Raw genomic sequence first — 12,980 nt, 5'->3', positions numbered from 1 at the left:
ATTCTATATTTTAACAAAATTTATCTAATATATTTTAATAATTTTTTTTTAGATTTACCTAAAAATAAAATTAGATAAACATAAATGCAGAGTTTTACCGAGGAAAATTATCTCAAAATCATCTATCATCTTGCCGAAAGCTCAAACAATGTTCAAACTAACGCCATTGCAGAGCAGATGCAAACCAAACCTGCTTCGGTTACAGACATGATTAAGAAGCTTGCCGACAAGGGCTATGTAGACTACGTTAAATATCAAGGCGTAACCTTAACCGAAAAAGGGAAAAATGCTGCAATAGATATTGTGCGCAAACACAGGCTTTGGGAAGTTTTTTTGGTAGATAAGCTCAACTTTAAATGGGATGAAGTTCATGATGTTGCGGAGGAGTTGGAACACATAAAATCAGAAACATTAATTGAAAGATTAGACGAGTTTTTGGGCTTTCCTAAATCAGATCCTCATGGCGATCCGATACCGGATAAAAATGGGCGGTTTGCAAAAACGCATTTTACTAAGCTAATTGATCTACAAGTTGGCGACGGCGGAACGATAACCGGAGTAAGTCAGCACAGCTCTGCTTTTCTAAAATTATTAGAAAAATTAGGTTTAACCCTTGGCAAACAAATTCAAATAAATGATGTTACGGATTTCGATGGTTCAGTAGAAATTCTGGTAGCCGATAAACAGATTAATATTAGTAGAGAAGTTGCAAAGCATATTTTAATTAGCAGTAATGGCAAAAACTGAATCGTTAAGTGAAGTACATCAAAGTGTAAGTACCGATAAGCGAAAAGGCTGGAGAAGGATTTTAGCATTCATTGGACCAGCATATTTAATTAGCGTTGGTTACATGGACCCGGGAAATTGGGCGACAGATTTAGCAGGTGGCAGTAAATTTGGTTATCAATTGATTTGGGTTTTACTCATGTCAAATTTAATAGCGCTTTTGCTACAATCACTTAGTGCCAGATTGGGAATTGTAAGAGGATTGGATTTAGCGCAGGCATCTAAACATGCATACCCACGTTGGGCAAACATCCCTTTATTTGGTTTGGCGCAAACGGCAATCATTGCTTGCGATTTAGCCGAAATCATCGGCATGGCAATCGGTTTACAATTACTGTTTGGCCTTCCTTTAATTTGGGGGATTTCAATCACCATATTTGATACCATTTTGCTTCTTTTCCTGCTTAATAAGGGCATGAGAGCAATGGAAGGTTTTATCGTTTCGATGGTTTTCATCGTCGGATTATCTTTTTTGGTGGAAATGTTTATTGTTGAACCTTCCTTAAAGGAAGTGGTTAAGGGTTTCGAACCTTCAGTTTTAGGTGGTGATGCCTTATATATTGCCATCGGAATTATTGGCGCAACAGTGATGCCTCATAACCTTTACCTGCATTCATCATTAGTGCAAACCAGAAAAATAGAACGTACCAACAAGGGAATTAAAGAGGCCTTAAAATTTAACCTGATTGATACTACTGTTGCCTTAAATCTGGCCTTCTTTGTAAATGCGGCAATTTTGATTTTAGCAGCAGCAGCATTTTATAAAAACGGATTGCATGAAGTCGCAGAAATTCAGGATGCCCATAAACTACTTTCCAATATTTTCGGTGATGTAGCTCCTGCCCTTTTTGCTATCGCATTAATTGCTGCCGGTCAAAGCTCTACCGTTACCGGTACCTTAGCCGGACAAATCATTATGGAAGGGCATATCAATTTAAGAATACAACCCTGGTTACGTAGATTAATTACCCGACTATTAGCTATTATTCCTGCATTTTTTACCATCCTCCACTATGGCGATGATGCATTAGGAGGACTGTTGGTGTTAAGTCAGGTGGTTTTAAGTTTACAATTAGGCTTCGCTGTGATTCCATTGATTCACTTCAATTCGGATAAAAAACTAATGAAAGACTTTGCCATTAAAACCTGGGTAAAGGTTTTAGCCTGGGCAAGTGCTTTTGCCATTGTTGCACTAAATGTAAAATTGGTTATTGAAGAAATAAGTGGTTGGGCAAAGGATGCCAATACCTGGTGGATTTATGTAATTGTTTTTCCGGCTTTAATTTTTATTGTTTTTTTACTGCTTTATGTGTTTTTCCACCCCATGATTGAGAAGAAGAATCGTGAACGTCAAATGGTTCCACATGGTAATGCTTTGGATATTGGGAAAATCGAAAAGATCAGTTACTCGAAAATTGGTATTGCTGTTGATTTCTCGAAAAATGATCGAAACACCATTCGCCATGCTTTAATTCAAGGGGGAAAAGACGCACATTATTTTTTAATCCATGTGGTCGAAACTGCCGCCGCCCGTTATCATGGAAATGATGTAATGGATCATGAAACGCAGAGTGACCGCGAAAACCTGGAAAAATATAGAACAAATCTTGAAGACCTGGGTTATGATTCTACGCCTTTCATAGGCTTTGGAAGTACCGCAAAATCAATAGCAGAAATTAGTAACAACAATAACTTAGAACTTTTGGTAATGGGCGCTCACGGTCACAAAGGCTTAAAAGATTTGATTTTTGGCACAACAGTAGACTCTGTTCGGCACAAAGTAGATATACCTGTCTTAATTATCCGATAATTATTTTTTTACGGCTGGTATCAGCTTTTTAATTCCACCATCACCGGCATTGTAAACCAAAAGTTTACCGGCAGGAGAATACAAATACATCGCCGGATACATTTTAGGTAAAAAAGAAGGAATAAAGAGCTGATTTTTATCTTGCAAAACAGTAACGTTAGGTTTGGTATTTAAACCTTTTGCGTAAGTATTAAAAAACTGTGGGATGATATAAGCCTCATCCAGGGTGATCATATAAATATTCACATCCTTAAACTGGGCATAGTTGGTATTAAGCAACTTGGTTTCTCTTTGGCAATGTTCACAGGTACAATCAAAAAGGATAAAAAGATTTTTTTTACCAGGAACTAAATTTTTGTTAGAAAATGCTTTACCATCTAATTTAAAAAAGGTGAACTGTGGTAAAATTGAAGGTTGCTGGGCTTTTACCTGTAACGAAACGAATAGCGATAATACTAAAAATAGGATTCTGAACTTCATATTTACTTTTAAAAAATCAAACTTAAATAATAATTTTCACCCAATTGATAATTCATTTAGCTTTTACAAACAGATGAACTTTTTATTTGTTGACAATACCTGATGTTGAAATAAAGAAAAACAAAATTATAACATCAAATTTTAAGATATTTGCAGCCCGGCATTTTTGCCGAATTACACCACGTAGATTTTATCTACCAATAACTTACTTCAATTTTGAAAAACGATATCAATATAAAGAACAAAAGAGCATACTTCGACTATAATTTACTTGATAAATATGTAGCCGGAATTGCACTTTTAGGAACAGAAATTAAAGCGATTAGACAAGGCAAGGCGAACATGACAGATGCATTTTGCATGTTTATTGGAGGTATTTTATATGTAAGAAATCTTCATGTTTCTGAGTATAGCCACAGTTCTTTTTACCATCATGATATTAAAAGAGACCGGGCTTTATTACTTCAAAAGAAAGAACTAAGAAAGTTACGTTTAAAAGGCGAAGAAAAAGGTTATACCATTGTTCCCTTGAGAATTTTCATTAATGAGCGTGGATTTGCAAAAATGGAAATTGCCCTGGCTCAAGGTAAAAAAGAATTCGACAAACGGGATAGTATTAAAGATAGAGACACTAAACGCGAATTGGACCGGGCGATGAAAAGGTAGTTCAGTTTTCAATTTCCAGTTTTCAATTTCCCATTCTCAGTTTCAAGTTAGAACTTACAGCTGTTAACTGCAAACTGTCAATTGCCAACGATTACCAGGCCTGATCGCCTACCAACGGAACAAACCTAAAGGTATCTAGAACGATTTTCTCGTAATCCGTTTCGCTTACGCGGATTACTGTTACCATTTTTTGCGTTTTCTCATCACCAACGGGAATAACCAGGATACCGCCAATTCTTAACTGTTTGAGAAGAATTTCAGGTACTAAAGGCGCACCCGCTGTTACAATGATTTTATCATAAGGTGCATGTTTGGCAATTCCCTTTGAACCATCACCGCAAAAAAATGTGGGTTTGTAGCCCATTCCCGGCAGCACCTGAATGGTTCTGTTGTAGATGTTTTCTTGCCTTTCGATGGTATATACCTCCGCACCAAGTTCCATCAAAATACAAGTTTGGTAGCCCGAGCCTGTTCCAATCTCCAGTACTTTATCGCCTTTTTTAATGTGCAATAATTCGCTTTGATAGGCAACGGTGTAAGGTTGAGAAATAGTTTGTCCATCTCCTATTGGGAATGCAATATCTTTGTAAGCCTGATTCCAAAATGTTTCATCGAAAAAGAAATGACGTGGCACTTTGCCCATAGCTTCTAATACGTTCCTATCTTCAATTCCACGAGATTTCAGTAATTCAACTAACTTCTTTCTCGCACCACGCTCTCGGTAATTATCAACAAATTTATAGGCCATGAAGTCTCAAAATTAGCTTTTTTAAACTTTCTTACAAGATAAAGAAATCAACATTAACTTAACTAGCAGTAAATCAAAACTAAAAGGTTATGTTTAATATCGGCACAGAAAACATCAATTGTGTGTATTACAGAATTAATTTTTACTTTTGAGATCAATTGCGATAGCGCTTTTGCCACCATCATATATGAAAAAAATATTACTTATTGTTTTTGTAACCTGTGTCTCCATTATAACTTACGCTCAAACTGGGGCTGATTATAACTATTCAGTTTCTATAAGGAGTTTTAGTTTAATGCAATTACCGAAAGTGTTAAATCAAACAAATACACAAGATTACACGAAAATGTATGGAAATGGTGGCATTTTAAAATTTAATGATAATCAGATAAGCTATAGGATAAGTGGCAACTATTACAGAAGTACTGATTTTCAGTTTCAAAACACGTGTGAAACTTGCGAAATAGGAAGAGGCAAGATTACTGATTACTCATTCAAAATTGGTTTTGAAAAAAACTTCAACTATTCACGAATTCAACCCTATTTCGCTTTTGATTTAGGGTACCGATCGAATCGGTTTACAGGAACGCTTACGCCGATTGACCCTATTGCAGGCAATACAAATCAATCAGCCGATGCTACTAAAAACGGGATGGTAATCACCCCTTCTTTAGGTTTTAAAATCAACATTATCCCGAATTTATCGATTTTTGCGGAGAGCAGTTTAGATTTTAATTACTCATATGAAAAACAGGACATCACCCCCTCTAACCCGGCAAACAGAACCGTAAACACTTATACTAAATGGGAATTTTTATTAAATCCTGTTTCGGCTGGCATTCAGTTTAACTTCAACAGTAAAAATTAATACGGGTCTACATCAATCTGGGTAAAAACGCCTTTAAATTCTTTAGTGGCATTAAACTGCGTGAGTGTTTCCTTTAGGGCATCTTTAACTTTTTGAATGGCAGTGTGTTTATCTGCCTTTATAATAATCTGTTTGATGTAAAGGTTACGAACACGGCTAATCAACGGCTGCTCGGGCCCTAAAACCCGTTTACCGAATTTAGCTTTTAAGATATTTGCCAAACTCAACGCGGCATGATCTAAGACGTGGGAATCCTTGTGTTTAATGTAAAGGAATATCATTCTTGAAAATGGCGGATACTGAAATTTTTCACGTTCAGCAATCTCATCGTTATACATTCCTTCGTAATCATTATTTACAACTTGTTTGATAATTCGGTTATCCGCGTCATAAGTTTGAATACATACATTGCCCTGGTCTGCTCTCCTACCCGCTCGTCCGGCAACCTGAGCCAGAAGTTGGAAACTGCGTTCGTAAGCCCTAAAATCTGGATAACCTAAAAGTGTATCGGCATTGATTACGCCGATTAAGTTTAAATTATCAAAATCTAAACCTTTAGCCACCATCTGGGTACCGATCAGAATATCGGTTTTCTTCTCCTGAAAATCATTTAAAATTTGCTGCAAACCGTTTTTAGTGCGTGTGCTATCCATATCCAAACGAGCGATAGTGATATCCGGGTAAAGCAATTTAAGCTCCTCCTCAATGCGCTCGGTTCCAAAGCCTTTTTGTTCAACATGTACTGAGCCGCAGGCCGGGCAAATATTTACACTACTTTGCTGATAGCCACAGTAGTGACAGTGCAATTTACCGCTACTTTTATGGTATGTTAAACTCACATCACAATTAACACATTTTGGGGTGTAGCCACACGTCGCACAAATCAAAATGGTTGCATATCCCCTTCTGTTTTGAAAAAGTACAATCTGCTCCTTCTTAGCAAGCGCCAGATCGATGTCCTTGATCAACACACTGGAAAAATACGAAACCATGGTTTTTCTTTTTGTTTCTTCCGAAATACTCACCACTTGTTGGTTTGGCAATTGCACTCCACCGAAACGCTCTTTCATTTCAACCAAAGCATATTTACCTTGCAAAGCATTGTAATAACTTTCCAGAGATGGCGTGGCAGAACCTAAAATAACCTTTGCCTGATGCAGGTGTGCTAAATAAATTGAAGCATCTCTTGCCTGATATCGGGGAGCCGGATCATATTGTTTGTAAGAAGGCTCGTGTTCCTCATCAACAACAATTAGCTTCAAATGCTGAAAAGGCAGAAAAACTGCTGAACGGGCGCCAAGTACAACCTTATATGCCCCGGTTCTTACTTTATTCCAAATCTCAACCCTTTCGCTATTATTAAATTTAGAATGATAAACACCAATTGCATTACCAAAATAACGTTTAATACGTTCTACAATTTGTGTTGTTAAAGCAATTTCTGGCAACAGGAACAAAACTTGTCCATCAGTATTTTGAATAACCTCTTCGATTAACTTAATGTATACCTGGGTTTTACCTGAAGCAGTAACGCCATGAAGCAGTACTACATCTTTATCTTCAAATGCATTTTGAATTTTGACAAGTGCCTCCTTTTGACCATCATTGAGTTGGAAATTTACACTGAAGGCTTCATCATGAGCTGCCAACCTACTCACCGGACGCTTCATTACTATGAAAATTTCCTTATCGGTAAGTGCTTTAAGTGCTGCAGGTCCGCAATTGCTTTCCTCTAACAGTTGCTCTTTAGAGATCGGGAGGTTTGACTTTTGCAATTTTAGATAAGCAAGTAAAGCATCTAACTGTTTAGGTGCTCTTTCTAAAACAGAAAATAATTGTTTCAGATTTTCCTGGTCAGCGTAAAAATCATTTAATAGAATAAAAGACTTTAATAAGGGCTTATATTTTTGCACAACTTCTTCGGCAACTAAAACAAGCTCTTTATCCAGCAAATCGTTGATAATCGGGTAAACTGTTTTTTGCCCTAAAAGTTTTGAAACATCATTAACAGTAAGTCGCTCTTGCGTTTTTAATGCAGAAACAATGATTTCCTCTTTTTCTGTAAGGGCAATTTCATCATTAAAATCATCACGAAGAATGAGAATGGTTTCACTTGCAAGTTTTAAACTGGCGGGTAAAGCGGCAGACATTACGTCGCCCTCATTGCACATGTAATAATTTTTCATCCATTCCCAGAACTTCAATTGAGTTGAGGTAACCACTGGTTCTGCGTCAATGATATCGATAATGTATTTCGCCTCGTATACCCCGGGTGGCTTTTTCGAAATCGCACTGATTAGCGCCGTATAAATTTTATGTTTGCCAAACTGAACAACAACCCTTTTGCCTACTGCAACCTGGTCATTCAAATCGAAAGGTACCCGATAAGTATAGTTTATTGCCAAAGATAAAGGCAAAATAACTTCCACAAAAAGTGTTTCTCTTTCTGCAAAAATATCATTTCCAAAACTATCCATTATTTGTCTTTAAAAGCCGCAAAAAACAACATGATCCACCCTAAAACGAACAACAATCCGCCAATTGGCGTTAATGGGCCGATTAAATTAATGAAATCTAAGTGTAAAATACTTCGGGTGGCTAGTAGATATAAAGATCCTGAAAATAAAATAATTCCGAAAGTAAAACAGAAATAAGCAATATTGATCAGCTTATTTCTGTATCTAGCAAAAGTAGAAAGATATAGAAGAGCGAAAGTATGATAGAATTGATAGTCAACTCCCTTTTGCCAAATTTCCATTGACGAGTGATCTATTAAAGCTTTTAAACCATGAGCACCAAAAGCACCTAGCAAAACAGCCACTACACCAAAAAAAGAAGCAGTAAGTATAATTCGTTTATTCATATTTTTTTGCTTGAAGCAATCGCTAAATTAATAAATTGGCATAGAACTTCGCTCTAATCAATGTAATAAATTAAATTTGTTGCACAGCAAATGAAAAAGATCATAATTTTAATAGTTGCCTTATTGCTTGGAATTGTTTTCATGACGTACCTATATTTTTCGAAATTAGGACAGGAAAATAATGCGAAAGATCTGGCCCTTCAGTGTGCTACCAACAATGCCTCATTGGTGGTTTCCTTTCAAAATGATAAAAGCTTTTACGAAATTATAAAAGCGCAGAGTTTGATTCAAAAAGTTTTGGGGGAAGAGAAAACCGCCCTTTTAAACAAACTGAAAGCATTAATTATTGATGATAACACTTTGAATGGTTACATTAAAGATCAACACATTTACATTAGCCTGCTTCCGGATTCGAACCAAACAATTAATTTTTTATTGACTGTTCAAATTAAACCTGATGAAGATGAAGGCAGGCTTGGTAAAATTATCAAATCAAAACGATACCTTTCATTAATTAAAAATGATCTGTACCGCATCAACCTGAACGATACCATTTCTGCCTACGCCCAAATAAAGGATCGGGTAATTACCCTTTCTACTTCACTGAAATTAATTAACGATGCAGCTGTTCGCCTATCGGAAAATCCATTTACCGATTATATAAAGGAACACAGCGGCACTGCCAAAAGTGCATTGGCACAGGTTTACCTGAACTTTAACCAGGCTCCTTTATTACTAAAAAATGTCCTCTCGGGAAATTTAAACGGAAATCTTGCTTTCATCAATAAACAAAATGGTTTTGCCTCATTAAGTTATAACTTCAGTAAGGAACGAATTCTCTTTAACGGAAACACAACACTAAAAAACGAAGATAATTATCTGAAACTTTTCGAAACGAGTGCAGCCCAGGTTACCAATATTCAAAATATCTTACCAGATAATACGGCAAATTACACGATATATGCATTTGAAGATTTCTCATCATGGTACAAGGAATTCAACCTGTTTCAAACGCAAACAAAAGAGCTTGATCGGGCAAAATCAATAATTAATGATGTTAAAAATCAATACCGTACAGATCTAAATTCTATATTGCCGGTTTACACTAAAAACCAATTTGCAACCTTCCAATTAAGTACTTCAGAAAAATTAGCGGCCATTCAACTTAGCAATGGAGAAAAGGTTAAACAGCTTTTGTTTGATGTTAGTACAGATTACAATGAAGATATTAAAATTTTCAAATCGTCTAATATCCTTTACAGTTATTATGGAGAGGCTTTCAAACATTTCAGCAGACCATATTATATCGTTATTGATAACTACATGATTGTGGCTAATAACGCCAGCACTTTACAATCTTTTTTAAACAGTTATAAAAACAACAAACTTCTTATTCAGGAGGCCGAATATCTTGATGCCATGAATCAAATTTCGTCGACATCGAATGTTACATATTATATCAACTTGAAAAATTCGAGCGACATTTTAAGAGACAATTTATCTTTAAAATATTACAAGCACCTTCGGGCAGATAGCGGTTTGAGAAGTTTTGATACGTTTTGCTATCAACTGGTTGCCGATAAAAACAAATTCATCACTAATGTACTGTTAAACAAATATGTACAAGCTACAATACCAGATTCGTTAAGTATCCGTTAATAAGAAATTGCCAGAAACCTAAATTATACATGAAGAAACTCTTACTTGCCTTAGTCATTATTGCCAGCTTCAAAAATGCAGATGCCCAACAGTATGCGCTCTTTGGCACAAAAACCATGTTCGATGCCTTTGAAAACCCCTCTCAAAAGTCATTTACACTGGATTCGTCGAGAAAATTTTCTTCCAATTTTTTTCTACCCTATTTTGGAACGAATGCTGCAAACAGAGGCAATTCAGCCTATTCTGTCAGAAGAATTTCACAGGCGGGAGTTTATGATACTGAATCACTATCTATTGGCAATGGCGAAATCAATAATCTGTATACAAACAGTAATATTTATGTAGCTACCTTTAGATTATTCAAATCATATAAATACCAAAAGGAGATGGGTTTTGCATGGCAGATCAGATCTGATGCCCATATTGATTACACCAACGAAACCCTTGCCATTTTTGATACTTTTACCCGATTCCCTACCAATACCGATTTGAGGGATATTTTTAATACAAAAGGGTATCAGCAAGCTTACCATCAATTTAGTTTTACCTACAGAGAAAACTACAATAAAAGGCTCGCTTTCGGTGTTAAGGCAAGTTTATTAAGTGGAATTGTTTATACCGATTTAAATATCTCCAATTCAAATCTGTATATCAGTCCTGAAACCAACTCTTTACTAATCGGTGTAAATGGAACTTATTCCAGCAACTTCTATGATTTAGATGAAGTTGATAAAAAGACATTTTTCCCTAACTTCAAAAACCCTGGTTTATCTTTAAGTTTTGGTACAAATTATACCACCAAGAAGGGATTATTTTTAATGGCAAATGTTAAAGATCTTGGATTCATTTGGTGGAGAAGCGGAACGCAACGTACAACTGTTAATACTCAAAAATTTATTGACGAACTGAACGACAATCGATCAAATACCAATCAGGAGATTAAAGATATTTTTCTTCTCTCGCAGCAAAGCAAAAAGTTTTTGGCTGCTACGAATGCAAAACTCGATGTATACCTTTCCAAAACCTATGGTTTTTATAAACCTGGGTTAGTGGTATCTAAAAACTTATTTTACAAAGGTGGAGATATTGCATTTATAAACACCTTTAATTACAATAACCTTTCTGCCAGTGTTACCCCAACTTATAACTTAAACAACATTTTTATGGTTGGACTACAAGGCAAGTACCAAACACCTAATTTCGAACTTTTTGGTGGTACAGATAACCTATTCTCAACCGTAAACCAGGCAAGAGGAATAATTAATAGCACCGCAGATGTTGGTAAAGGTCCGAATGGTGCTTCCATTTACATGGGTATCGGAATTAAGTTCGGGAATGTGGTAAATCACCCTCAATTTAGCGATATCATGCCTGGCATTAATGATCAAAACGAGGGCAGCTTTTTTAAAAACTTGTTTTCAATTTTTAAGAGAAAATAATCAAATTTTCTTTTTAGGTTGAGTAGCTACAAAATCTTTTAAATAGAAAGGCTCGAAATAGGCAACATCTTCAAAATCTGCCTGCTGAAAAGCATGATTTGCCAATGACGACATGTATTTCGCTGAGTTAAAATTGGCTTCGCTGAAACTGGCGTTGGCATGTTGTAGCGTATCAGCACATTTTGCAGCGCCATCACCTAAAAAGGCAATCTTATTGGTTGCTAACAAATTAGCAAAACTTGTTTCGTCGATAATTTTTGCGGAAGTATTTTCGAAAACATTCAGTTCCGCATCAAAAACAGAGGTGTAAACCTCCATCCTTCTGGCATCAATCATCGGACAGATTAATCCTGAAAACTGATTCTCAACTACAAAACCTGCAGCCATCATTTTTAGGGTTTCAATAGCGATTAAAGGTTTATCTAATGCATAACACAAACCTTTAGCGGTAGATACCCCAATTCTCAATCCGGTATATGAACCAGGCCCCTTACTTACGGCTACCGCATCCAAATCCTGATAGGTTAGTGCTGCAGTTTTAATTACATCATCAATAAACAACGTCAAGTTACTGGCGTGAAGATTTTGTCCAATTTCTTCCTTTAAGCCAATTGTTTTTCCATCAATTGATAACGCAACTGAACAAACCTGAGTAGCAGTTTCTATTTGAAGTATTGTAGCCATGCGGCAAAGATATTAAAAAATGTAAAACGGATTTGTGTGAGGAAGATGATCAGAATTAAAACCATCGAAAAATACGGAACAATAATAATACGCCAAATACTTGATAAAGAAGAAACTTATTAAGGTACCGGATCGTGCCCATGCGCTCCCCAGGGATGACAACGACCAATACGTTTTAGCGCCATCCAGCCACCTTTAAATGGACCGTATTTGCGGATCGCCTCAATTCCGTATTGTGAACAGGTAGGGGTAAATCTGCAATTTGCACCTAACATAGGTGAAATGGCATATTGGTAAACCCTGATCAAGCCTAAAAAGAACCAGGAAAAAATTCTATTGATGAACTTCATTCGGAAGAACTAAGGTTTTAAAACGCTTGAAAGTAGCCAATAACTTTTTTTCTATAAAAGTAAACTCATATTTCTCTTTTCCAACAAATTGTATTGAAAAAAGCAACAAGCCTTTATCTGTAGGTAGCTGGGTATAAAAAGAATCTTTTTTGTTTAAGCGGTATGCTTCGCGAATGCGGCGTTTAAGCAGATTGCGATCAACTGCTCGCTTATATCTCTTTTTTGGCACATTGATCACCACTTGTGCCTGAACACTTGAAGCCTCATCAACAAAAAGGTAAGAGATACGAAATGGGTATAATAAAAAAGAAGAACCGTTTTTAAATAGCAGATCTAAATGTCTTCTGCTACATAACCGTTCTTCTTTTTTGAATGTGTACATATATTTTTGATTGATAATTGCAGATTTGATCTGCCAGTTCCGGCTGCCCGGAAAAGCAATCAAAAATTATGCTTTATGCTTGCGTTCGTCAGAAACTGTTAATCTTTTTCTTCCTTTAGCACGACGTGATGCTAATACTCGTCTGCCGTTAGCTGTTGCCATTCTTTCGCGGAAGCCGTGTTTGTTTCTTCTCTTTCTTTGCGAAGGTTGGTATGTTCTTTTCATGACTGTATATTATCTTATTA

General features: G+C 36.3%; 14 protein-coding genes. 6 read left to right on the top strand and 8 right to left on the bottom strand.

All coding sequences use genetic code 11. The features are described from left to right. Positions 1 to 84: 84 nt before the first annotated feature. Both R2Q70_RS05545 and R2Q70_RS05540 read left to right on the top strand, forming a co-directional pair. Positions 85 to 747, top strand: coding sequence for a metal-dependent transcriptional regulator (locus R2Q70_RS05545; protein ID WP_316806656.1), 663 nt, complete (start codon positions 85 to 87; stop codon positions 745 to 747). Further along, on the top strand, positions 734 to 2,596 hold the full coding sequence (locus R2Q70_RS05540; protein WP_316806655.1) for an Nramp family divalent metal transporter: 1,863 nt from the start codon (positions 734 to 736) through the stop codon (positions 2,594 to 2,596). Before R2Q70_RS05545 ends, R2Q70_RS05540 begins: the two co-directional genes overlap by 14 nt. Here R2Q70_RS05540 and R2Q70_RS05535 read toward each other — a convergent pair whose 3' ends face one another. Beyond that, positions 2,597 to 3,076 carry a TlpA family protein disulfide reductase gene (locus R2Q70_RS05535; RefSeq protein ID WP_316806654.1) on the bottom strand — a complete coding sequence of 160 codons (480 nt, stop codon included), beginning with the start codon at positions 3,074 to 3,076 and terminating at the stop codon, positions 2,597 to 2,599. It lies immediately after the preceding gene. Positions 3,077 to 3,292: 216 nt separating this feature from the next. Here R2Q70_RS05535 and smpB point away from each other — a divergent pair, with 216 nt between their 5' ends. Further along, positions 3,293 to 3,742, top strand: coding sequence for an SsrA-binding protein (gene smpB, locus R2Q70_RS05530; RefSeq protein WP_010603102.1), 450 nt, complete (start codon positions 3,293 to 3,295; stop codon positions 3,740 to 3,742). 91 nt (positions 3,743 to 3,833) lie between these two features. On the opposite strand, the gene R2Q70_RS05525 is transcribed toward smpB, so the two are convergent. Further along, positions 3,834 to 4,490 carry a protein-L-isoaspartate(D-aspartate) O-methyltransferase gene (locus R2Q70_RS05525; RefSeq protein WP_316806653.1) on the bottom strand — a complete coding sequence of 219 codons (657 nt, stop codon included), beginning with the start codon at positions 4,488 to 4,490 and terminating at the stop codon, positions 3,834 to 3,836. Positions 4,491 to 4,677: 187 nt separating this feature from the next. Here R2Q70_RS05525 and R2Q70_RS05520 point away from each other — a divergent pair, with 187 nt between their 5' ends. Beyond that, a complete protein-coding gene (locus tag R2Q70_RS05520; protein ID WP_316806652.1) occupies positions 4,678 to 5,358 on the top strand; it encodes a hypothetical protein in 681 nt (226 codons plus the stop codon). Here R2Q70_RS05520 and priA read toward each other — a convergent pair. Together priA and R2Q70_RS05510 are read right to left on the bottom strand one after the other, a co-directional pair. Then, positions 5,355 to 7,835 (bottom strand): primosomal protein N', encoded by a 2,481-nt coding sequence (gene priA / locus R2Q70_RS05515; RefSeq protein ID WP_316806651.1) that lies wholly within the window; start codon positions 7,833 to 7,835, stop codon positions 5,355 to 5,357. The two genes, R2Q70_RS05520 and priA, sit on opposite strands and share 4 nt — an antisense overlap. Beyond that, positions 7,835 to 8,221, bottom strand: coding sequence for a DUF423 domain-containing protein (locus tag R2Q70_RS05510; protein ID WP_316806650.1), 387 nt, complete (start codon positions 8,219 to 8,221; stop codon positions 7,835 to 7,837). The genes priA and R2Q70_RS05510 overlap by 1 nt, the downstream gene beginning before the upstream one ends. 90 nt (positions 8,222 to 8,311) lie before the next feature. On the opposite strand from R2Q70_RS05510, the gene R2Q70_RS05505 reads away from it, so the two are divergent. Both R2Q70_RS05505 and R2Q70_RS05500 read left to right on the top strand, forming a co-directional pair. Then, positions 8,312 to 9,880 carry a hypothetical protein gene (locus R2Q70_RS05505; protein ID WP_316806649.1) on the top strand — a complete coding sequence of 523 codons (1,569 nt, stop codon included), beginning with the start codon at positions 8,312 to 8,314 and terminating at the stop codon, positions 9,878 to 9,880. Positions 9,881 to 9,909: 29 nt separating this feature from the next. Beyond that, positions 9,910 to 11,319, top strand: coding sequence for a DUF5723 family protein (locus tag R2Q70_RS05500; RefSeq protein ID WP_316806648.1), 1,410 nt, complete (start codon positions 9,910 to 9,912; stop codon positions 11,317 to 11,319). Here R2Q70_RS05500 and tsaB read toward each other — a convergent pair whose 3' ends face one another. The 4 genes from tsaB to rpmH all read right to left on the bottom strand — a co-directional run bounded on the left by tsaB (position 11,320) and on the right by rpmH (position 12,960). After that, complete coding sequence (tsaB, locus tag R2Q70_RS05495) at positions 11,320 to 12,003, bottom strand: tRNA (adenosine(37)-N6)-threonylcarbamoyltransferase complex dimerization subunit type 1 TsaB (RefSeq protein ID WP_316806647.1); 684 nt, start codon at positions 12,001 to 12,003, stop codon at positions 11,320 to 11,322. A 119-nt stretch (positions 12,004 to 12,122) separates the two neighbouring features. Beyond that, a complete protein-coding gene (gene yidD, locus R2Q70_RS05490) occupies positions 12,123 to 12,353 on the bottom strand; it encodes a membrane protein insertion efficiency factor YidD (protein ID WP_316806646.1) in 231 nt (76 codons plus the stop codon). After that, a complete protein-coding gene (locus R2Q70_RS05485) occupies positions 12,337 to 12,735 on the bottom strand; it encodes a ribonuclease P protein component (RefSeq protein ID WP_316806645.1) in 399 nt (132 codons plus the stop codon). The genes yidD and R2Q70_RS05485 overlap by 17 nt, the downstream gene beginning before the upstream one ends. Positions 12,736 to 12,801: 66 nt before the next feature. Continuing rightward, the gene (gene rpmH, locus R2Q70_RS05480) at positions 12,802 to 12,960 is read right to left on the bottom strand and encodes a 50S ribosomal protein L34 (protein WP_010601723.1); all 159 of its coding nucleotides are present in this window, start codon (positions 12,958 to 12,960) and stop codon (positions 12,802 to 12,804) included. Positions 12,961 to 12,980: the final 20 nt, after the last annotated feature.

The organism is Pedobacter agri, assembly GCF_032678665.1.
GTDB classification, from domain to species: Bacteria; Bacteroidota; Bacteroidia; order Sphingobacteriales; family Sphingobacteriaceae; genus Pedobacter; species Pedobacter agri_A.
This window is presented reverse-complemented; position numbering and strand designations above follow the sequence as displayed.